This window comes from Spirillospora sp. NBC_01491, from assembly GCF_036227065.1.
Classification (GTDB): Bacteria; Actinomycetota; Actinomycetes; order Streptosporangiales; family Streptosporangiaceae; genus Spirillospora; species Spirillospora xylanilytica.
This window is the reverse complement of sequence record NZ_CP109432.1, coordinates 8180456-8198634: the sequence shown is the minus strand read 5'-3', so window position 1 is coordinate 8198634 and position 18179 is coordinate 8180456. Positions and strand designations below refer to the sequence as shown.

Sequence of the window (18179 nt, the reverse complement as noted above, 5' to 3'; positions counted from 1 at the left end):
CCGAACCCGAGCGAGAGCGATCCAGGACACATCGGAGTGACAAGTTAGGTGAGGCTAACCTAAAATCCCCCTCGCCACGTGTCGTCCGACAGGAGCTCCGATGTCGTCCACCATCCCCCCGCCCAGCGCCCGCGCCCGCCGCCGGATCGCCGTCCTCGCGGCCGGGCTGCTCGCCCTCGCCCTGGGCCTCACCGCTTGCGGGGACGGGGACGGGGACGGCGGCGCGAGCGGCGGCGAGACCCGCACGGTCGTCGACGCCACCGGCGCGAAGGTCGAGGTGCCCGCCGCGCCCAAGCGGGTCGTCGCACTGAACGAGACCGACCTCGACTCGGCGCTGGCGCTCGGCGTGCAGCCGGTCGGCGTCACCAACGGTCGCTTCGCCAAGGACGTCCCGGGCTACCTCAAGACCAGGCTGACCGGCGATTACAAGATCGTCGGCGACCTCGGCACGCCGGTGCTGGAGAAGGTGGCGCAGGCCCGGCCGGACCTGATCCTGGCCGGGTTCATCGCCGACCAGAAGGTGATCGAGCAGCTCAGGAAGATCACCCCGGCCACCGTGCTGACCACGAAGATGACCGAGGACTGGAAGGCGACCTTCACTCGCACCGCCGAGGTGCTGGGCAAACCGGCGCAGGGCGGGACGGTCCTGGCCGGCTACGACGCCCGGGTCAAGAAGGTCAAGGAGGGGCTCGGGGCCGCCGCGGGCGCCGCGGTCAGCATCGTCCGCTGGAACGCCACCGGCCCGAGCTACATGCTCAAGGACCACTTCTCCAGTCTGGTGATCCGCGACCTCGGCCTGAACCGGCCGGCCGGGCAGCTCACCCCCGCCGGCTTCTCCCCGAGCGACGCGCTCAGCCTGGAGAACCTCACGACGCTGGACGGCGACTGGATGTTCCTCGGCACGCTCAACCCCGACTCGGACGCCGCGCTCGCCGAGGCCAGGAAGATCCCCGCCTTCACCGACCTGGGCGTCGTCCGGGCCGGCCACGTGGTCAACGTGGACGGCGCGATCTGGACCTCCCGGGGCGGCCCGGCCGCCGCGGGCAGCGTCCTCGGCGACGTCGAGAAGGCCCTCGCGCCGCGGCGGTAGGGCGCACGGCGAAACGGGGACGCCCCGGCGATCATCTCGATCGCCGGGGCGTCCCCGTTCCTGTGCGGCGCTTCCCGAAGTGGGCGGCCTCTGGGTCACAGGGGCTTGGGAGCACCCTTCGTACCCGGGCCGGAGCCCCACTTGAGGACCTCGTACTTGACGCCGTTGATGTGGCCCTCACCCGTGCCCGCGTTGTACTTGCTGTCCGGCTTCTTGCCGTCCAGAAGGTAACGGAAGGTGTAGGTGTCCAGGTCCAGCATCACGCCATTGTGGGAAGGCGTTCCAGGCCCGCGGTCACCGATGAAGCCGGTGACGCTGCGGCCGTTGGCGGTCACCTTGACCTTGGTGTGCATCGGCCAGCTCGGGCTGGCGAACAGGCCCTTCTGCATCGGCTTGCCGCCGGCCGGAGCACCGGTGTCGCCGTTGACGCCGGAACCGTCGTCCCAGAAGTAGGACGCCTTGGTCTTGCCACTGATGATCGCCTTGCTGCTCTTGGCGGTCTTCTTCTTGTCAGTGGCCTTCTTCTGCGCGGTCTGGCCCTTCTGGGGGGCCTTCTTCGGCGCCGACTGCTCGGCGGCGAGCTGCTGCTGCGCGGGCAGCTTCATCTGCTCGGGGGCGGAGTCGTTGCTGGCAGCGGCCACGCCGGCCGCCATCATGCCGGCCAGACAAGTGCCGGTCACCGCGGTCAGGGCAACATTGATCGCGCGCTGGTGCATGAGAATCCTTTGTTCGGCGGACAGGACTGCCGTTTCGCACCGGACGAGGGATCCGTACGGGCTGGCGAAACGGCACCGAGGCTCGAGCTCGGGATATGACCGTCGCGATAGGACCCGCGGTAATGGACGCACATGGGCGATCCACGTTCGCGCCTGGCGAGGCGGGGCCGGCTTTTGCGACCACGCGCGTGACGCGAACTGATGGAGCGGGAGAATGCCGACCGGTGGCTCAGAGGCCCGACCCGGGGCGACCGTTGCATGGACGGCCGCTGTTCGGCGGGGGGCCCGCCTGGAGGGCGGGGCACGACGGCTATGTGATGGCCAGGTCAATCACTGACCTCAACCTGGTGTCGACTATATACGCCGATGCCATGACTTGGCCAAAATACGGCTTTCTTTACCTTTCGGCAGGTAGATCTTTTAGTGCCGGACTTGGCCTTTCGATCGGCTCAGCACGCCACATCCCTTTGTGGCACGATGATCCGCATGATCGATCCCGCCGGTCCCCGGACGGCCGACGAGGACCTGCTCCCACCCCTCGGCTGGGCGCCCCGCCGCACCCCCGCCCCCGGAGCCAGGGCCGTCCGGACGTTCGGCGCACTGGCCGCCGTGCTCGTCCTCGGCCGCCTCTGGGCCGCGCCCGCGCTCGGTCCCCGCGCCCTGGACGCCTGGACCACCGTCTTCGTGGCGATCTGCGTGCAGGCCCTGCCGTTCCTGGTCTTCGGGGTGGCGCTGTCGGCCGCCATCACCGTGTTCGTCCCGCCGTCCTTCTGGCGCCGCGCACTGCCCGCCCGCCCCGGGGCCGCCGTGCCCGTCGCCGGGGCCCTGGGGGCGGTGCTGCCCGGCTGCGAGTGCGCCTCGGTGCCGGTCGCGGGCGGCCTGATGGCCCGCGGGGTGGCCCCCGCGGCGGCCTTGACCTTCCTGCTGGCCGCCCCGGCGGTGAACCCGGTGGTGCTGGTGGCCACGGCCGTGGCGTTCCCGGGGGCGCCGGAGATGGTGGCCGCCAGGTTCGGCGCGTCCCTGCTGGTCGCGGTGCTGGCGGGCTGGACCTGGGCGCTGCTCGGCAAGAACGAGTGGATCAGGGTCCCCGCCCGGCCGGACCCCGCGGGCGGCGGGCGCGCGGAGGCGTTCCGCCAGGCGATGCGGCACGACATCATGCACGCCGGCGGCTTCCTGGTGGTCGGCGCGCTGGCCGCGGCCACGATCAGCGTCGCGCTGCCCGCCGCCTGGGTGGCCGGCGTCGCGGGCGTCCCCTGGGCCGGAGTGCTCACCCTGGCGTTCCTGGCGGTGCTGATGTCGATCTGCTCGGAGGCCGACGCGTTCGTCGCGGCCGGTCTGACCCAGTTCTCCCCCACCGCGCGGCTGGCGTTCCTGGTCGTCGGGCCGATGGTCGACCTCAAGCTGATCGCGCTTCAGGCAGGGTTCTTCGGCCGCCGCTTCGCCGTCAGGTTCGTCCCGCTGACCTTCGTCCTCGCGGTGGGCGTCAGCGTCACGGCGGGCGCGGTGCTGCTGTGACGCGGGCCGCGCAGAACCTGCTGCTGATCACGATCGGCGCGGCGGTGCTCTGGATCACCCTGGCCGGCGGCGAGTACCTCAACTACGTCAAGCCCGGGTTCGGCTACCTGCTGGTTCCGGCGGGGGCGGCGCTCATCGTCCTCGGGGCGGCCGGCCTGCGCCGCGACTGGCGGGACGAGGAGGCCGCGGACCCCTCCGGCCATGATCATGATCACGGGCATGACCACGGGCGGGGGCCCGGGACGGCCTGGCTGCTGTGCCTGCCCGTCCTGGCGATCTTCCTGATCGCTCCTCCGGCGCTGGGCTCGTTCACCGCCGCCCGCGACGCCGGCCGGGCCGCGCCTCCCCCGGCCCCGCCGGGCCACGGATTTCGGCCGCTGCCCCGCACCGGCGGCCCCGTGGCCATGACCATGGGCGAGTTCATCGGACGCTCGTACCTGGCGCAGACGGGCGACGCCTCGACGCTGGCGGGCGTCCCGGTCCGCCTCACCGGCTTCGTGACCCCCCGCGCACGCGGCGGCTGGGAGATCACCCGGCTGAAGATGGCCTGCTGCGCGGGCGACGCGATCCCGTTCCCGGTGATCGTCCGCGGCCTGCCGAGTCCTCCGGCCGACGCCTGGGTCCAGGTCGTCGGAACGTGGCGGCCCCCCGCGTCGGGCAGGCCCGCGACGGGCGTCCACGAACTGCAAGGCGTCTCGGTCCAGCGGATCGGGAAGCCCCGTACGCCCTACGAGTAGCGCCACGTCACCGCGTGCGAGGGGCCCAGCGGAACCGGCCGCCCCGCGCGCCGACCTTGATCAGCGCGTGGGGAAGGACGTCGGCAGCAGCGGGGCCGCGGGGAACATCGGCGCGCCGGTGCCCGGCGGCTCGGTGTAGTACGGCGGCTCGGCGTAGTACGGCGGCGCCGGAGGCTCGGCGAACCGGGGTCCCGCCGGCACCATGGGCGCCTGCTGGGGCGGCATCGGCGGCTGCTGCTGCCGCACCGGAGGTGCGGGGGACGCGGGAGGCGGCGGCACGTGCGAGCCGTCGGCCCGCCGGGGCTCGACCGGCGGCGCGGTCGTGTGCTCCGCTCTCCGCTCCCCGAGCACCGCCATCAGCGCCCGGGCGGTGTCGGCGTCCATCCGCAGCAGGACGCTGGGCGTCCCCGACGGGTCGACGAAGGGGGAGACCGACGGTGCTGCTGCCTGCGGCGGCAGGGCCGCCCGCATCTCCTCGCGGAGCTCGTGAGCAAGCCGCAGCGCCTGTCGGTCGCTGTCGTTCAAGTGTGCGGTCATCGCGATCTCCGGGGAGTTCACGTGCGGGGGTCCGGGGTAATCCTGCTAGGAATAGCGTGCAGGTGCAAGAGCTGATGCACGTGCATATCGCAGAATAATCACCCGTATCCCCCACCCGTGTCGCTCGTTGCGCACCTGCCGCCCCAGCGGGCGGAGGCCCGCCACAGTCCCTGATTCCCGGGCTCCAGAGGGCTGGACGCCGACCGGGCGGCCCGGTCGGCGGCGCTCGCCGACCAGGTGGGGACGTACGCCCTGACGATCCATTCATCCCCCGCTACTCAGGTGCCACCGGCCCCGCCGCCCCAGTCCCGCCCGCCACCGCGGCCGCTGAATCCCGGCAGGGACGGCCGTTGCGGGCGTGGACGGGCGGGGTCACGCCCCGATCGCGCCAGATGAGATCTTCGCCACGGGGCCGCGGCGTATCGCCGTCCACCCCCCGGGCCGCACCAGATCGCCCCGGATCGTCCCGTTCAGCACCGGCCGAGCCCGGCGGACCGTTACCGTCTTCTTCTAGAACGGTATTCGGAACGAGGGGACGGCCCAGTGATCGACGGAACCTGCGACCCGCGCTTCGCCCCGGTGCGCGAGGCGTTCGCCGACAACTTCGCCCACCGGGACGAACGGGGCGCCGCAGTGTGCGTGACCGTCGGCGGACGCGTCGTCGCCGACCTGTGGGGCGGCCGTGCCGCCGAGGGCCGTCCCTGGGAGCCGGACACGCTCGTCAACGTCTTCTCCATCGGCAAGGGGCTCACCGCCCTCGTGACCGCCCGGCTGATGGACGACGGGCGACTCGACGCGGACGCCCCCGTCGCCCGCTACTGGCCGGAGTTCGAAAAGGCCGGGAAAGAGGGCGTGACCGTAGGGCACCTGCTCAGCCACCAGGCAGGGCTGCCCGCGCTGCGGCGGCGGATGCCTCCAGGCGCGATGCTCGACCGGTCCGTGATGACCGCAGCGCTGGCGGAGCAGGAGCCGTGGTGGCCGCCGGGGACGGCGCACGGTTATCACGTCAACACGTTCGGGTTCCTGGTGGGCGAGGTCGTCCACCGCGCCACCGGACGAACCGTGGGCGAACTGCTGCGGGAGGAAGTGGCCCGTCCACTGGACGCCGACGTGCACATCGGCTTGCCCGCCTCCGAACACCGCCGCGTCGCCGAGTTCGCCTGGCACGAGGCCCCTCCAGAGGACGACCTGTCAGCCAGCATGGACGAGGAACGGCTCATGGAGTACAACGCCTACTTCAACCCGGGTGGCCTGTCCGGAATGGGAGTCATCAACACGGCCGCTTGGAGGGAGGCCGAGATCCCCTCTACCAACGCGCACGCGACCGCCCGGGGTGTAGCGCGCGTCTACAGCGCACTCGCCGCAGGAGGCGCGCTGGGCGGAGTAAGGGTGGTCGGCGCGGACGCACTCGCCGCGGCCACCACCGAGCAGTCGTCCGGACGGGACCGGGTGCTGCACCGGCCGTCGCGTTTCGGCCTGGGCTTCCAGCTCACCCAGCCGGAACGGCCGCTCGGCCCCGATCCGCGGGCGTTCGGCCACTTCGGCGCCGGCGGCTCGCTCGGCTTCTGCGATCCCGGCGCCGGAGTGGCGTTCGGGTATGTGATGAACGAGATGGGGCCGCGCTGGCAGAACCCCCGCAACCGGGCCCTTGTGGACGCCGTCTACGCATCCCTCTGAGGCTCCCCCGCCCCTCGGGCTCCAGCTCCCTGCCCTCGCCGTTCCTAGGAACGGGCGTTGATCGTCAGGGTGCCGTCGGCGCCGATGGTGAAGCCGGGATTGTGGCAGACCTCCCAGCGGAAGCCCGCGGGGTCGGCGAAATAGGCGTGGAAGCCGCCGAAGTCGGTGGCCCGCGGCTCCTTGAGGATCACCGCCCCCGCGGCCCGCGCGGTCTCCACCGCCTGGAGGACCTCGTCGTCGGAGTTGACGTTGTAGGCCAGCGACATGCCGGCCGGGCCCGCGCCCGGCGTCCCGCCAGGGCCGATGTCGGCCTCCAGGTCGTCCGCGCCGAACAGGCCCAGCAGCAGGCCGGGCGCGAGCGGGATGAAGACGATCTCACCCTCGACCTCGACGGCCGGCTCCCAGCCCAGGCCCTCGACGTAGAAGCGGCGCGCGGCGGCCAGGTCCGGCATGCCGAGCGTGATCAGGTTGACCTGCGGGCGCATCCTGTCGTCCCCCCTCGATAGCGTCGCGTCATCAGGTCTTCCCCGGTTCGCGGCCGGGGCATCCACGAAGGCGGTCACGATGGCGAACACCTTCGGCCTGCGCGCGCTCAACCGGGCCACGCTAGCGCGCCAGATGCTGCTGGCCCGTGAGGACGTGCCGGTCAGCGAGGCGGTCGAACGGCTGGGCGGTTTGCAGGCGCAGGAGCCCCGGCCGCCGTACCTCGGGCTGTGGACGCGTGTTGCGGGGTTCCAGGCGGCCGACCTGCACGCGGCGCTGCACGATCGGTCCCTCGTGCGTGCCACGATGATGCGCGGCACCCTGCACCTGGTGTCGGCGGCCGACTACACCGCGCTGCGGGCGCCGCTGCAACCGATGCTCGACACGGCGCTGCGGGTGCTGGGCAAGCGGGCGGAGGGGCTCGATCTCGACGCGGTGCTCCCAGTGGCGCGTGAGCTGCTGCTGGAGCGGCAGCGCACGTTCAACGAGGTCCGCGCGCTCTTGCGGGAGAGGTTCCCCGAGGTCGACGACCGCGCGCTCGGCCACGCGGTGCGTATGTGCCTGCCGCTGGTGATGGTCCCCACGCAAGACCGGTGGGGATTCCCGCGCACGTCGGAGTTCGCCCTGGCCGAGTCGTGGGTCGGCACGGCGCCGGATGAGAAGGCCGCCCCCGAGGCCCTGGTGCTGCGCTACCTCGCGGCGTTCGGTCCCGCCTCGGCCGCCGACGCGCAGGCGTGGTCGGGGCTGCCCGGCCTCGCCGAGGTGCTCGACGGGCTGCGCCCCGGGCTGCGGGTCTTCGCCGACGAGCGGGGGCGTGAGCTGTTCGACCTGCCCGACGCGCCGCGTCCGGACGAGGACGCCCCCGCGCCCGCCCGCTTCCTGCCCGAGTTCGACAGCCTCGTCCTGGCGCACGCCGACCGGACGCGCGTCATCTCCGACGCGCACCGGCCCGCCCTGACCACCAAGAACCTCCGGGTCCGCGCGACCTTCCTGTGGGACGGGTTCGCCTGCGGCACCTGGGAGATGGAGAGCAGGCGCAAGACCGCCACGCTTCGGCTGCGCCCCTTCGAGCCCCTGCCTCAGGAGGCGCTGGACGACCTGACCGCCGAGGGCCGGGCGCTGCTGCGCTTCGCCGAGCCCGACGCGAAGGACCATGTCGTGACGGTGGCGGAGGACGGCTGACATGGGCCGCGCCGTCCGGCCCGGACGGGGCGGATCAGCCGATGGAGCGGCCCAGGCCGTCCCAGTACGGGGCGCGGAGGTTCTTCTTGAGGATCTTGCCGCTGGGATTGCGGGGCAGTTCGGCCGCGAAGTCGACCGACCTCGGCCGCTTGAACCCGGCGAGCCGCTCCCGGGCGTAGGCGAGCACCTCCTCCTCGGTCAGGTCCACTCCGGGGCGGGGCACCACCACGGCCTTGACCGCCTCGCCCCAGCGCTCGTCCGGCACCCCGATGACGGCCACGTCAGCGATGCCGGGGTGCGCCGCGAGGACCTCCTCGACCTCGATCGGGTACACGTTCTCCGCACCGGTGACGATCATGTCCTTGATCCGGTCGGTGAGGAACAGGTAGCCCTCGGCGTCGAGGTAGCCGGCGTCGCCGGTGCGCAGCCAGCCGCCGGCGCCGAGGAGCCGAGCGGTCTCGTCGGGCCGGTTCCAGTAGCCGGTGGTGTTCTGGCTCGAGCGGACCAGCAGCTCGCCGACCTCGCCCGGAGCCCGCTCCCCCTCGCCCGCCGGATCGGCGATCTTGAGCTCCACCCAGGCGTAGGGGCGTCCGGCCGAGCGCATCAGGTGGCCGCGCGGCCCGCCGGGGTCGTGGTCCTCCGGTTCGAGCTGGACGATCGCGCCCGTCGTCTCGGTCATCCCGTAGACCTGGAAGAGCGGCGCCTTGAACGTCTCCAGCGCGACCCGCAGCACCTCGGAGGTGATCGGCGAGGCGCCGTAGAGGATGCCGCGCAGCGCCGAGTAGTCGCGGCCGGCCGAGCCCGGCACCTGGCACATGAACTGGAGCACCGCCGGGACAATGAACGCGTTGGTGACCCGCTCGCGTTCGAAGGTGTCGACCAGGGCGGCGGGGTCGATATCGCGCACCAGCACCTGGCGGCAGCCCGCGTACAGGCCGGCCAGGGCCCAGCCGGAGCCGCCGATGTGGAACAGCGGCATCGGCACCAGGCTGACCGCCGAGCCGTCGAGCCGCCAGCGGCGGGCCATCCGCTCGCCGACCGCGAAGTTGGTGTTGCTGAGCTGGACGCCCTTGGGCACGCCGGTCGTCCCGGAGGTGTAGAGCTGCACCACGATGTCGTCGGGTTCGCCGACGAAGCCCGGGTCGTCGGCGGGGTGGGCGGCCAGCCACGCCTCGTGGCCGGCACCGGTGACGACCACCCGTCCGGGCAGGTCCGCGGCGAGCGCGGCGAACTCGGCGTCCAGCACGGTGACCGCGGCCCCCGCGTCGGCGACGATCGCGGCGATCTCGGCCGGGGTCAGCCGCCAGTTGACCGCGGCGGTCACCGCGCCGATCTTGGCGGCGCCGAACAGCAGGTCGAAGAACTCGGGCGCGTTCTTGCCGACGTGGGCGACCCGGGAGCCCGGCCCGAGCCCGGCGGCGAGCAGCGCCTGGGCGGCGCGGCTCGAGCGCTCGTCCAGCTCGGCGTAGCTCACCGTCCGGCCGTCCCCGGTGAGGGCGGGAGAACCACCCCGTCCGCGCGCGTGGTCACGGACGATCGATACGACCCGGTAGTCCATTTCCACTCCTCAGAACGCTGTTTCGGTTCTGCCCGGCGACCCTATCCGCCCCGTCCCGGCTCGCGGAAGGACCGGATCGTCCCGCCGAACCGGCATGACTCTGCGAGCGTGCACGGCTCCGAATAGTGATCAATCCGAGACCTGTACTGATTGAAAGATCCACCAAATCAGCCCAAGCTGTCCCCGTTACCCAAAAAGCCGTCAAACCCGCCTAACCCTTGACAGGACGCGACCACATGTTCGAGATCTGGGAGACGAGTGAGCCCGCCCGGCTCATCAGCGACGCGGGGAGTCTGAAGGTCGCGCTGGAGAAGGTCGACACCATGTGCCGACTGCGGCACGACCAGGCGGTGGCGCACGTCGGCGAGGCCCACGACAGCTACCACTTCGAGATCAGGGACCGCGGCGGCAAGTCGCTGGCCCGCCTGACCTACGCGCCCGACACCTCCCGCGCCTACCAGAGCGTCGTGGTGGAGGAGATGCGCGACGGCTCGCACACCGCGCCGGGCGAGGGCGGCTGATCCGTCCGGAACAAGTTGATCATCTTCTCAACGAGGGGGCGGCACGGGCGGGGCGCGGCGTGGCAGGATGCCTCGTGACCCGACGAGGCGAGCGCTCACGAGGAGGAGACACCCGTGCGGAAGGCGTGGTGGCGGCCCGGATTCGCGTCGGGCCCCGCGCCCGCGGACACGGCCGCCGAGACGGCCGCCGAGCTGGTGGCCGAAGCGGTGCGGGCCCTCGCCCGCGGGGACGGCGAGACGTTCCAGAGCCGGGTGGCCGCCCTCGTCGGGCTCCCTGAGGCGGCCGAGCCCCCCGAGCCGGCCGGGCGGCCCGGCCGCGCGGGCGGACGCGGCACCGAGTCCGGCCAGCGGGCCGAGGCGGCGGCCGGCTGGCGGCGCGCGGCCGACCTGGCCCTCCTCGACCGGCTGCGGGTGAGCGTCACCACGGCCTGGGAACGCGGCTGGCAGCCCGCCGACATCGCCCGGTACACCGCGCGCAGGCACGGGCCCCGGCACCGGCGGCTGGTGATCGACGCGATCGCCGCCGAGCTGCGGGGGTACAGCACCGCGACCGTCGACGGGACGTGGCACGACCAGCTCGCCGCGCTCGGCGCCGAGATCTGGTGGGAGCGCGACGACGGGTACCTGGACGCCTGGAGCGAGCGCGAGGGCATCGACCGCACGGCCCTGGTCGTGTGCGCGGCCGAGCTGGCCCACCTGCTGATCGGACTGCCCCTGCTGGCCCGGATCGGACCTCCCCCCGGCACCGCGGGCGATGCCGGGCAGCCGCCGCCCGAGGCCGTGCGGGACGTCGACCAGCGGATGCTCGGTAAGGTCAGGGCGCTGCTGGCCAAGGCCGAGTCGACCGAGTTCCCCGAAGAGGCCGAGGCGCTGAGCGCGCGGGCCCAGGAGCTGATGGCGCGGCACAGCATCGGCCACGCGCTGCTCGCGGCCGAATCCGGCCACGCGGGCGAGCCCGCCGGGCGGCGGATCGCGGTCGACAACCCCTACGACGCGCCGAAGGCCGTCCTGCTGACCGTGGTCGCCGAGGCCAACCGGTGCCGCGCGGTGTGGCACCGCGAGCTGGGCTTCTCCACGGTGCTGGGCTTCCCCGCCGACCTCACGGCGGTGGAGATGCTGTTCACCTCGCTGCTGGTGCAGGCGACCGCGGCGATGGTGCACGCGGGGCCCCGCCGCGACTCGCGGGGCAGGTCGCGGACGCGGTCGTTCCGGCACGCGTTCCTCAACGCCTACGCGGCCCGGATCGGGGAGCGGTTGCGCGGGGCCGCGGGCGAGGCGGCGAGCCGGGCGGCGGCGGGGGCCGGCGGGAAGGATCTGCTCCCCGTGCTGGCCGCGCGCGACCGCGCCGTCGAGCAGGCCGTCGACTCGCTGTTCCCCAACCTGGCCAAGAGCCAGGCGGGGTCGGTCTCCAACTACGAGGGCTGGGTGGCCGGGCGGGTGGCCGCCGACCTCGCCAGCCTGAACGGACGATCCGAGGTCACCGGTTCGGTCCGCCGCAGGTAGCGCGTTCAGTTCCCTCCCGGAGGGCGGGGGGCGCCCGGAGCGCTCCCAGGTCGCGCCGGTCCCCCGGTCAGGCCTTCTTCCGCCGGGTGTTGCCGCCCCGGCCGCGGAGCGGCACGCCCGCCTCCTTGAGAACGTTGTAGATGAAGCCGTAGGAGCGTCCGGTCTCGGCGGCGAGGTCGCGGATGCTCTCGCCGGCGGCGTAGCGCGGTGCGAGTTCCGCGGCCAGCCGCGTGCGTTCGGCACCGGTCACGCGGGTGCCCCTCGCCAGAGTGCGGGCCACAGGTACCTCCTGGGTTCGAGGCTGGGCGGCGGGCCGGTACCCACAGCTCACAGCAGTGTTGATCTACTCAAGGTACACATTCCCCGTTAATCCACCGCCGATGCCGCATGAATCGACACAAGAGCGGCCAGTGCTGGACTTTTCCACTGCGCACGGCGTGTCGGAGCTAGACAGACGGCCCCGTACCCCCATGCCGCGCTCCGGCCGGGCGCGCCGCACCGATCCGGAGGGCCGGAGGGTCTTGACGGAGGATCATCCGGGCGCGTACTTTCCGAAGTAGTTAATTAACTGGAAGGAAAAATGAAGACCCAGACCGACCAGCTCAGCGTCACCTTCGCCGCCCTGGCCGACCCCACCAGGCGCGCGATCCTGGCGAGGCTGGTCCACGGCGAGGCCACCGTCAACGAGCTGGCCGAACCGTTCGAGCTGAGCCTCCCGGCCGTCTCCAAGCACCTGAAGGTGCTCCAGCGGGCCGGGCTGGTCGAACAAGGACGGCAGGCGCAGTGGCGTCCATGCCGGCTCCGGCCGGAACCGCTTCGGGAGGTGGCCGTGTGGATGGCGCAGTACCAGGAGTTCCTAGGCGAGAGCTTCGACCGCCTCGACGAGTACCTGGGCACGCTGCGGGCGAATCAGAACTCGACGGAACCGACAGCAGAGCCGACAGAGGGAGAAGAGCAGTGACGCGACAAGAACTGGGCGACGCGTCCACGAGCATCGTCGCCGAGGGCGCCGACATCGTCATGGAGCGGGTCTTCGACGCGCCCCGCGAGCTGGTCTGGGCCGCCATGACCTCGCCCGAGCACATCCCCAACTGGTGGGGCCCGCACGGCAACCACGCCGACGTCCAGGAGATGGACGTGCGGCCGGGCGGCAAGTGGCGGATCGGCCCCCCGCAGGGCACCGAGGGCGTCGCCTTCGGCGGGGAGTTCCTCCAGGTCGTGAGGCCCGAGCGGTTCGTGCGGACCTCCAGCCCCGACATGCCCGGGATGGACGGCGGCGGGCCGCCCGCGGTCGAGACCGTCACGCTGGAGGACCTCGGGGGCAAGACGAAGATGGTCTACCAGGGCCGGTTCCCGTCCGAGGACGTGCTCGAGTTCGCGCTGGCGCAGGGCATGACCAAGGGCGTCCTGGAGCAGTTCGACCGCCTGGCCGCCCTGCTCGCCGAGATCGGCTGACCGGCCCGGTCCGATGGCCCGCACGGGGCGGGCAGACCACCGCGCTCAAAGTGCTGGGCACCCTGCGCCGTCCCGCCGGCGGGGCGGCGCGGGTGTTCGACCACGACGTGGTGCGCGAGGCCGACGCCGTGCGCGCCGGTGGGGCCGGACCGGGCAGCGCTCCTCGGTGCTGCTGACCACCCGGTACCTCGAGGTGGCCGACCGCCTCGCCACCCTGATCGCGGCCATCGTCGACGACTCCTCCCTCGAGCAGCCGAGCCTGGACGAGGTCTTCCTCCAGCGCCCGGCCGCCGCGGCCGAGCGCGCTGAATCGCGACGCACTCACCAGCGAGCAGGTCGGGCGTGCTTCTCCTCGAGATAGTCGCCCCAAGTGCGCCGACCCGTGGCGCCGGACTCTGTGACCAGATGTCCCTCGCGCTGGGTCCGTCCCACCTTGCCGGGAAGCCAGAGCGGCAGGATCGGGCGCCGTGCGTCCCGCGCGCGCAGCCACGCCGCCGCATACTCGCCGAACGGGCGGACGTCCGGACCGCCGATCTCCTCGATCGCGTGACCGGGTCCCCGACCGACCATCATGTCGATCCGGTCGGCCACATCCCCGGTGCCGACCGTCTGCCACGGCGTGCGCGCCGGAACGGCGACGGGCCCAAGACGGCCGAACATCCCCAGCATCGTCTCGGTGAACTCCGGGAACGGGGTGGCGCGCAGCACCGACCAGGGGACGCCGCCGTCCATGACCACCTGCTCCGCAGCCGCCTTGAACCGGAAGTAGCGGCTGGGCACGCGGTCGACTCCCACGATCGACACGTACAGCAGATGTCCCACGCCGGCCTTCTCCGCCGCCTCGGCCATGCGGCGGGTGCCGTCCACATCCACGCGGCCCGTGTTCCACTTGTGGGCCGCGGACGCCAGATGGACGATGACGTCGACGCCCTCGAGCGCGCCCGGGATCCCCTCTCCCGTCTCCAGGTCCCCCCGGACGTCGCGTTCCGTGGCGGGACGGCGCGTCAGGACCCGCACGGCGTGGCCCTCCTTCACCAGGCTGGGCACCGCCACACGCCCGAGCGTGCCGGTACCGCCCGTGACCAGAATGAGCATCGTCTCTCCTCACAGGGGGATGGCCTCTGGTCCCTGGAGACGGACCGCCCTACAGGAACGTGACATGACGCCAAAACGGCCCCTTCCATCCCACGGTGACCCGCACCGCTCCAAGGACACAGGCGCCCACGTCCACGCATTCTCAGCGAGGAGCACCGGATTTCCGCATAAACAATTGACAGCCGGTCAGACACAATCTGGCGATCAAGGATCCCCAATCCCAAAAGCGACCCGGCGACAAAGTCATCATCATCGCCACATCTCCCATCGAACCGCGCCGGCCTTCGTGTTCACCGCGCGGGCGAGAACGGGATGGGTTATCCACAGAACGGGGTTCGCCTTCCGGTGCCCGTGCGTCCCGCCGCATCCTGGCCACGACGACGCGTTCACCTTGTTGGAAGGAGGCGGGCACCCATGTCCGCGACCATCACGTTCCCCGTTCCGACGACCACCACCTCCCGGTTCGTCGTGGCGGCCGAGAGTGTGCCGAAGGAGCTCACCTCCCTCGTCCATGCCAGAACGACCGGCGCCTTCCAAACCCACGTCCGGGGCCGGGCGGGCACACCGCAACTCGATGTCAGCCGGGAAGAGTCCGCGTGGCTGCGCTGGGATCCGACCAGCATCAGGGCCGTCCATCCCGAGCATCGGCGAGCGGAGACGGCCTTCCACCATGCTCGCGAGTTCGCCGTCATCACCGCGTCCGGCCCGGTCACCGACCAGCCGCGCGGGGTGCAGGTGGCCCGCGCCGCCGCCTACGGCGTCGCCGAGGCCACCGGCGGCGTCGCCGCCGATCTGGTGACCGGGCACATCTTCCACACCGCCGCCGCCAACCTCACAGGCCGGCCGGCACCGCCTTCCGAACGCCCTCGTTTCGTGCTCGCCGACCAATGGCTGGGCGAGGCCCTCCCCCCGTTCCGGGCCAACGGCCGCTGCACGGCGGCCGATCCCGAGCAGGATCCCGAAGGGGTGAACGGCTGTTGCTGCGTCCGGCTGATGACCCGCGGCCTCCGCCGTTTCGGCCTGCCCGAGCTTCAGATCACCGACGTGGCCTGCCCGCACGACGTCGCCGCCCTCAACGTCCTGCGCACCACCGCCCGCCGCCTGCTCACCGACCATTGGGCCTGGCTGGCCACCGGGCCAGCGTGCCGTACCCGCACGATCGCGGCCGGTACCAGCCTCACCACGGGCGACTTCGACGATTTCTGGGGCTCGTCCCGACGGAACGGATCCCCCTCCGCCGAGCCGTTCCGGATCCTGCTGCGCCCGACGACTCCCCGGCTCATCACCGTCGGACCGCCCGAGGACTACCGCGGAACGGTCAACGACTGGCTCTGGTCCGGCTCCCTTCCCGGCGGCATGTACGACATCCTCAGCTCCCCGGCCGACGAGGACGCACTCGCATCCCCCGTCCAGTCACCAGCCGACCCCTGACCCACTCACCATCACACCCCACTTCACCGACACCACCCATATCAGCGCCCAGAGGTCCGGCGAACGGAGCCAGGCAAACGGCCCCAGGACGCACGGGCCAGCCGCAGCCGGACGGGGCATTCCGCCCCCAACCGTCATGCTCGACACTCGCCATTCATGGCACATAGGGCGCCATCAGCCCGACCAGCCCACCTCCGGAGGGTCTCCCCTCAACATCATCCCGCCACCGAGAGTGACAGCTGACCCCGCACACAAGTCACTCATTTCACCCGCACTATCGCCCCTTTCCGTACACCACAGGAGCAGCAGACCACCGGAAATACCACCATTCATCAGGGTGATGCAGTCCATGTGGCGCGATCTCCACAAGGACGGACTCGCACTCCCCGGGGAACGGGTCAGTAGATCGACTGTGACCAATGTTCAACGCTCCGTAGCCAAACTGGCTACGATCGGCTTTCTGACGGTGACCACCGCGATCCCCCGGGGCGAAGATGAACCGTTTGACGGCAGCTCCCAGACTCACCCGCACAGCGGGGCGCGTCCTCCGCTGTGCGTGCGGGCTGCTGGGTTGCGCGGCCATGGCCGGCGCCCTCTCCTTCGGCGCGCCCGCGCCTGCCGAGGGCTCGACTCTGGAGGAGCCGAAGCCCCGCAAGTCCATGCCCGACATCTGCCGTCAGCGTCCGTACATCGGCGACTGGAACACGGCGCACATCTGCCGGGAGGCGTGGCTGGGCCTGTACGGAGGACCATGGGCCATCCCAGAGCACGAAACCGCTACGAGAAAGTCCCACAACGCCGAAAGAACGCCCGAGTCCCGGCATCGTCCGTCGCGGCCGCACAGAACGAAACGGCCTCCCTCACCCCGCCGCCCCCCACCCCCACCTCGACGTCCGAGCCGGGTCCCGGCGAACCCTCCCACCCCGGTACCGGTCCGAGACCCGGAGCAGGCCGACGACCCGGGACAGCAGGCACACTCGCTCCAGCCACTGCTGTTCCTCGGCCTCCTGCTTCCGGCCGCGGCGGCGATCGGCTTCCCCTTCCGACACCGCATCCTCACGGCGGCCGGAACGGTCTTCCTGGCATCGGAGGCGGCGGCCGAGGCCGCGGACGAGCGGCCCGTCCGGTTCCTCCACAGGCCCGCGATCGACCCGTTCGCGCTGCCGGCGCTCGGGCTCACCGGGCCGGGCGCCGCCGACACCGCGAGAGTGATCGCCCTGGCCGCGCTCGAGGGGTACGGCGACAGCGCCCTGGTGGTGATCCCCCGCGACGACGCCACCGCGCTCTTCGGCCTGGCCGAAGACGAGCTGCTCGACGAGAGCACGGCCCAGCTGTTCATCCCCGGCAACCTCGACGCCGCGCTGGCCTACCTGGAGACCGAACTGGCCATCCGTCAGGGCGCGTCCTCCCCCGGGACCCGCCGTCTGCTACTGATGGCCGACTGCGAGAAGGAGGCCGACAGGATCCACGCACTCCAGGCCCGCCACCCCAGTGGCATGTCGGCCGTCCTCCTCGGCGACTGGCCCGCCGACCAGATCACGGTCGACAACGACGGCCTCGTCGAAACCTCCCCCGCCGTGGCCGGCCACCTGCCCGAACGGCTCCCGGCGATGTCCCGCACCGAGGCCCGCGACCGCCTCTACGCGACCCTCAGCCGCGACGACCACAACCAGGGCACATCGGGACGCCGCTCAAAACGTGGAGTGAAACGCACCTGACCGACACCGCCCCCCGTCACCCGACCCGGGTCGGCTTACACCGCGTCGATACGACGATCGCGGCCACCAGATCACACAGCGACACCCCCCCCAGCGGCAGCCCCTGACCGTCATCTGAGAGCCCCAACCCACAACTTCAGCGCCGAACCCCTCACCCCCGCCCGGCGCCATCCGACGAGCCCCCCCGGCTGATGCGCAGCACCGTCCATTTCCGCGCTGAAGACTGTCCCGTAACTACGGGCGATCTTGGTCGTCGAACACCGCCTGGAGCGGATGACCAGTGCGGACCAGGCCGAGTGGGTGCCGGTGTTCACCAGCCTGTCGGTGCGGCAGTTCCGCAAGCTGGTGCGGATCGTCGTGCATCGAGGCGGGGAGCAGTCCGGGACCGGCCGCCGGTGGAGTCTGCCGTTCGCCGACCGGGTGTTGCTGTTCACGGAGTACTACCGCACCAACCTGACGCTGCGGTCGGTCGCATTGCAGTTCGGGGTGTCGAAGTCTGGCGCGCATGGGTGGTGGACCACTTGGCACCGCTGCGCACCCTGGCTCCGATCGTCAATCGGCATGGCCCGGACACGGTGCTGATCGTGGCCGGGACGCTGGCGCCCACCCACCACCAGAGCATCACAGCGCCGTCAAGAACCACCGATACTCGGTGAACACGCAGGTGGTCATCGACGCCGACACCCGGATGACGGTCGTGGTCGGGAGGCCGGCGCCAGGTGTCCACAATGACTGCACCCCCTACCGCGACTCGGAAACCGAACGGGCCTGTCGCGGCGCGCACGTGATGACCCACGGCCAGAGAAACCCGAAGGTCATCGCGCCCTACCGGAGACCCAGTGACGGCGGCGAACTCGCCGGGTGGCAGGTCGAGCCGAACACCGCGCACAAGCGGGTCCGAGCCCGCACTGTCGCGCTCCTGCACAAGCTCACCATCACCGGCTGCTGACAGCAGCACCCC

At 71.8% G+C, this 18179-nt stretch carries 20 protein-coding genes; 14 read left to right on the top strand and 6 right to left on the bottom strand.

Annotated features, from left to right (window positions below):
* Positions 1-100: 100 nt before the first annotated feature.
* A complete protein-coding gene (locus OHA34_RS38120; protein ID WP_329520304.1) occupies positions 101-1090 on the top strand; it encodes an ABC transporter substrate-binding protein in 990 nt (329 codons plus the stop codon).
* A gap of 95 nt (positions 1091-1185) precedes the next feature.
* On the opposite strand, the gene OHA34_RS38115 is transcribed toward OHA34_RS38120, so the two are convergent.
* Positions 1186-1806, bottom strand: coding sequence for a hypothetical protein (locus tag OHA34_RS38115; RefSeq protein ID WP_285936355.1), 621 nt, complete (start codon positions 1804-1806; stop codon positions 1186-1188).
* A 486-nt stretch (positions 1807-2292) separates the two neighbouring features.
* Here OHA34_RS38115 and OHA34_RS38110 point away from each other — a divergent pair, with 486 nt between their 5' ends.
* Positions 2293-3321, top strand: coding sequence for a permease (locus OHA34_RS38110; protein WP_443029608.1), 1029 nt, complete (start codon positions 2293-2295; stop codon positions 3319-3321).
* On the top strand, positions 3318-4058 hold the full coding sequence (locus OHA34_RS38105) for a TIGR03943 family putative permease subunit (RefSeq protein WP_285936357.1): 741 nt from the start codon (positions 3318-3320) through the stop codon (positions 4056-4058). The genes OHA34_RS38110 and OHA34_RS38105 overlap by 4 nt, the downstream gene beginning before the upstream one ends.
* A gap of 60 nt (positions 4059-4118) precedes the next feature.
* On the opposite strand, the gene OHA34_RS38100 is transcribed toward OHA34_RS38105, so the two are convergent.
* The gene (locus tag OHA34_RS38100) at positions 4119-4595 is read right to left on the bottom strand and encodes a hypothetical protein (RefSeq protein WP_329520302.1); all 477 of its coding nucleotides are present in this window, start codon (positions 4593-4595) and stop codon (positions 4119-4121) included.
* Positions 4596-5138: 543 nt separating this feature from the next.
* Here OHA34_RS38100 and OHA34_RS38095 point away from each other — a divergent pair.
* Complete coding sequence (locus OHA34_RS38095; RefSeq protein ID WP_285936359.1) at positions 5139-6272, top strand: serine hydrolase domain-containing protein; 1134 nt, start codon at positions 5139-5141, stop codon at positions 6270-6272.
* A gap of 44 nt (positions 6273-6316) precedes the next feature.
* Here the strand turns inward: OHA34_RS38095 and OHA34_RS38090 are convergent, their stop codons facing one another.
* Positions 6317-6757, bottom strand: a complete 441-nt coding sequence (locus tag OHA34_RS38090; RefSeq protein ID WP_285936360.1) for a VOC family protein — start codon at positions 6755-6757, stop codon at positions 6317-6319.
* 79 nt (positions 6758-6836) lie between these two features.
* On the opposite strand from OHA34_RS38090, the gene OHA34_RS38085 reads away from it, so the two are divergent.
* Positions 6837-7937 carry a winged helix DNA-binding domain-containing protein gene (locus OHA34_RS38085; RefSeq protein WP_329520301.1) on the top strand — a complete coding sequence of 367 codons (1101 nt, stop codon included), beginning with the start codon at positions 6837-6839 and terminating at the stop codon, positions 7935-7937.
* 34 nt (positions 7938-7971) lie between these two features.
* Here OHA34_RS38085 and OHA34_RS38080 read toward each other — a convergent pair whose 3' ends face one another.
* Positions 7972-9495: a long-chain-fatty-acid--CoA ligase gene (locus OHA34_RS38080; protein ID WP_329520300.1), complete on the bottom strand. Its 1524-nt coding sequence runs from the start codon at positions 9493-9495 to the stop codon at positions 7972-7974.
* 236 nt (positions 9496-9731) lie between these two features.
* Between OHA34_RS38080 and OHA34_RS38075 the strand changes: the two genes are divergently transcribed.
* Positions 9732-10016 carry a hypothetical protein gene (locus OHA34_RS38075; protein WP_285936363.1) on the top strand — a complete coding sequence of 95 codons (285 nt, stop codon included), beginning with the start codon at positions 9732-9734 and terminating at the stop codon, positions 10014-10016.
* 114 nt (positions 10017-10130) lie between these two features.
* Positions 10131-11519 carry a DUF2786 domain-containing protein gene (locus OHA34_RS38070; protein WP_329520299.1) on the top strand — a complete coding sequence of 463 codons (1389 nt, stop codon included), beginning with the start codon at positions 10131-10133 and terminating at the stop codon, positions 11517-11519.
* A 67-nt stretch (positions 11520-11586) separates the two neighbouring features.
* Here the strand turns inward: OHA34_RS38070 and OHA34_RS38065 are convergent, their stop codons facing one another.
* Positions 11587-11799 carry a helix-turn-helix domain-containing protein gene (locus OHA34_RS38065; protein ID WP_285936365.1) on the bottom strand — a complete coding sequence of 71 codons (213 nt, stop codon included), beginning with the start codon at positions 11797-11799 and terminating at the stop codon, positions 11587-11589.
* 300 nt (positions 11800-12099) lie between these two features.
* Between OHA34_RS38065 and OHA34_RS38060 the strand changes: the two genes are divergently transcribed.
* Genes OHA34_RS38060 through OHA34_RS38050 form a run of 3 tightly spaced genes read left to right on the top strand, consistent with a single transcriptional unit; the run spans position 12100 to position 13150 of the window.
* Entirely contained in the window at positions 12100-12480 is a 381-nt protein-coding gene (locus OHA34_RS38060) for an ArsR/SmtB family transcription factor (RefSeq protein ID WP_285936366.1), read from the top strand.
* The gene (locus tag OHA34_RS38055) at positions 12477-12974 is read left to right on the top strand and encodes an SRPBCC domain-containing protein (protein WP_285936367.1); all 498 of its coding nucleotides are present in this window, start codon (positions 12477-12479) and stop codon (positions 12972-12974) included. The genes OHA34_RS38060 and OHA34_RS38055 overlap by 4 nt, the downstream gene beginning before the upstream one ends.
* A gap of 50 nt (positions 12975-13024) precedes the next feature.
* Positions 13025-13150: a hypothetical protein gene (locus tag OHA34_RS38050; RefSeq protein ID WP_285936368.1), complete on the top strand. Its 126-nt coding sequence runs from the start codon at positions 13025-13027 to the stop codon at positions 13148-13150.
* Positions 13151-13295: 145 nt separating this feature from the next.
* Here OHA34_RS38050 and OHA34_RS38045 read toward each other — a convergent pair whose 3' ends face one another.
* Positions 13296-14069, bottom strand: a complete 774-nt coding sequence (locus OHA34_RS38045; RefSeq protein ID WP_285936370.1) for an SDR family oxidoreductase — start codon at positions 14067-14069, stop codon at positions 13296-13298.
* A gap of 414 nt (positions 14070-14483) precedes the next feature.
* Between OHA34_RS38045 and OHA34_RS38040 the strand changes: the two genes are divergently transcribed.
* The 4 genes from OHA34_RS38040 to OHA34_RS38025 all read left to right on the top strand — a co-directional run bounded on the left by OHA34_RS38040 (position 14484) and on the right by OHA34_RS38025 (position 18167).
* On the top strand, positions 14484-15500 hold the full coding sequence (locus OHA34_RS38040) for a hypothetical protein (protein WP_329520298.1): 1017 nt from the start codon (positions 14484-14486) through the stop codon (positions 15498-15500).
* A 581-nt stretch (positions 15501-16081) separates the two neighbouring features.
* Entirely contained in the window at positions 16082-17218 is a 1137-nt protein-coding gene (locus tag OHA34_RS38035) for a hypothetical protein (protein ID WP_285936372.1), read from the top strand.
* A 273-nt stretch (positions 17219-17491) separates the two neighbouring features.
* Positions 17492-17800, top strand: a complete 309-nt coding sequence (locus tag OHA34_RS38030; protein ID WP_329520297.1) for a helix-turn-helix domain-containing protein — start codon at positions 17492-17494, stop codon at positions 17798-17800.
* Between the two features lie 70 nt (positions 17801-17870).
* Positions 17871-18167, top strand: a complete 297-nt coding sequence (locus tag OHA34_RS38025; RefSeq protein WP_285936374.1) for a hypothetical protein — start codon at positions 17871-17873, stop codon at positions 18165-18167.
* Positions 18168-18179 lie beyond the last annotated feature (12 nt).

Coding starts and splice junctions, on each gene's coding strand:
- OHA34_RS38120 (WP_329520304.1), top strand. CDS start 101: ATGTCGTCCACCATCCCCCCGCCCAGCGCCCGCGCCCGCCGCCGGATC.
- OHA34_RS38115 (WP_285936355.1), bottom strand. CDS start 1,806: ATGCACCAGCGCGCGATCAATGTTGCCCTGACCGCGGTGACCGGCACT.
- OHA34_RS38110 (WP_443029608.1), top strand. CDS start 2,293: ATGATCGATCCCGCCGGTCCCCGGACGGCCGACGAGGACCTGCTCCCA.
- OHA34_RS38100 (WP_329520302.1), bottom strand. CDS start 4,595: ATGACCGCACACTTGAACGACAGCGACCGACAGGCGCTGCGGCTTGCT.
- OHA34_RS38090 (WP_285936360.1), bottom strand. CDS start 6,757: ATGCGCCCGCAGGTCAACCTGATCACGCTCGGCATGCCGGACCTGGCC.
- OHA34_RS38085 (WP_329520301.1), top strand. CDS start 6,837: ATGGCGAACACCTTCGGCCTGCGCGCGCTCAACCGGGCCACGCTAGCG.
- OHA34_RS38080 (WP_329520300.1), bottom strand. CDS start 9,495: ATGGACTACCGGGTCGTATCGATCGTCCGTGACCACGCGCGCGGACGG.
- OHA34_RS38075 (WP_285936363.1), top strand. CDS start 9,732: ATGTTCGAGATCTGGGAGACGAGTGAGCCCGCCCGGCTCATCAGCGAC.
- OHA34_RS38060 (WP_285936366.1), top strand. CDS start 12,100: ATGAAGACCCAGACCGACCAGCTCAGCGTCACCTTCGCCGCCCTGGCC.
- OHA34_RS38045 (WP_285936370.1), bottom strand. CDS start 14,069: ATGCTCATTCTGGTCACGGGCGGTACCGGCACGCTCGGGCGTGTGGCG.
- OHA34_RS38040 (WP_329520298.1), top strand. CDS start 14,484: ATGTCCGCGACCATCACGTTCCCCGTTCCGACGACCACCACCTCCCGG.
- OHA34_RS38035 (WP_285936372.1), top strand. CDS start 16,082: ATGGCCGGCGCCCTCTCCTTCGGCGCGCCCGCGCCTGCCGAGGGCTCG.
- OHA34_RS38030 (WP_329520297.1), top strand. CDS start 17,492: ATGACCAGTGCGGACCAGGCCGAGTGGGTGCCGGTGTTCACCAGCCTG.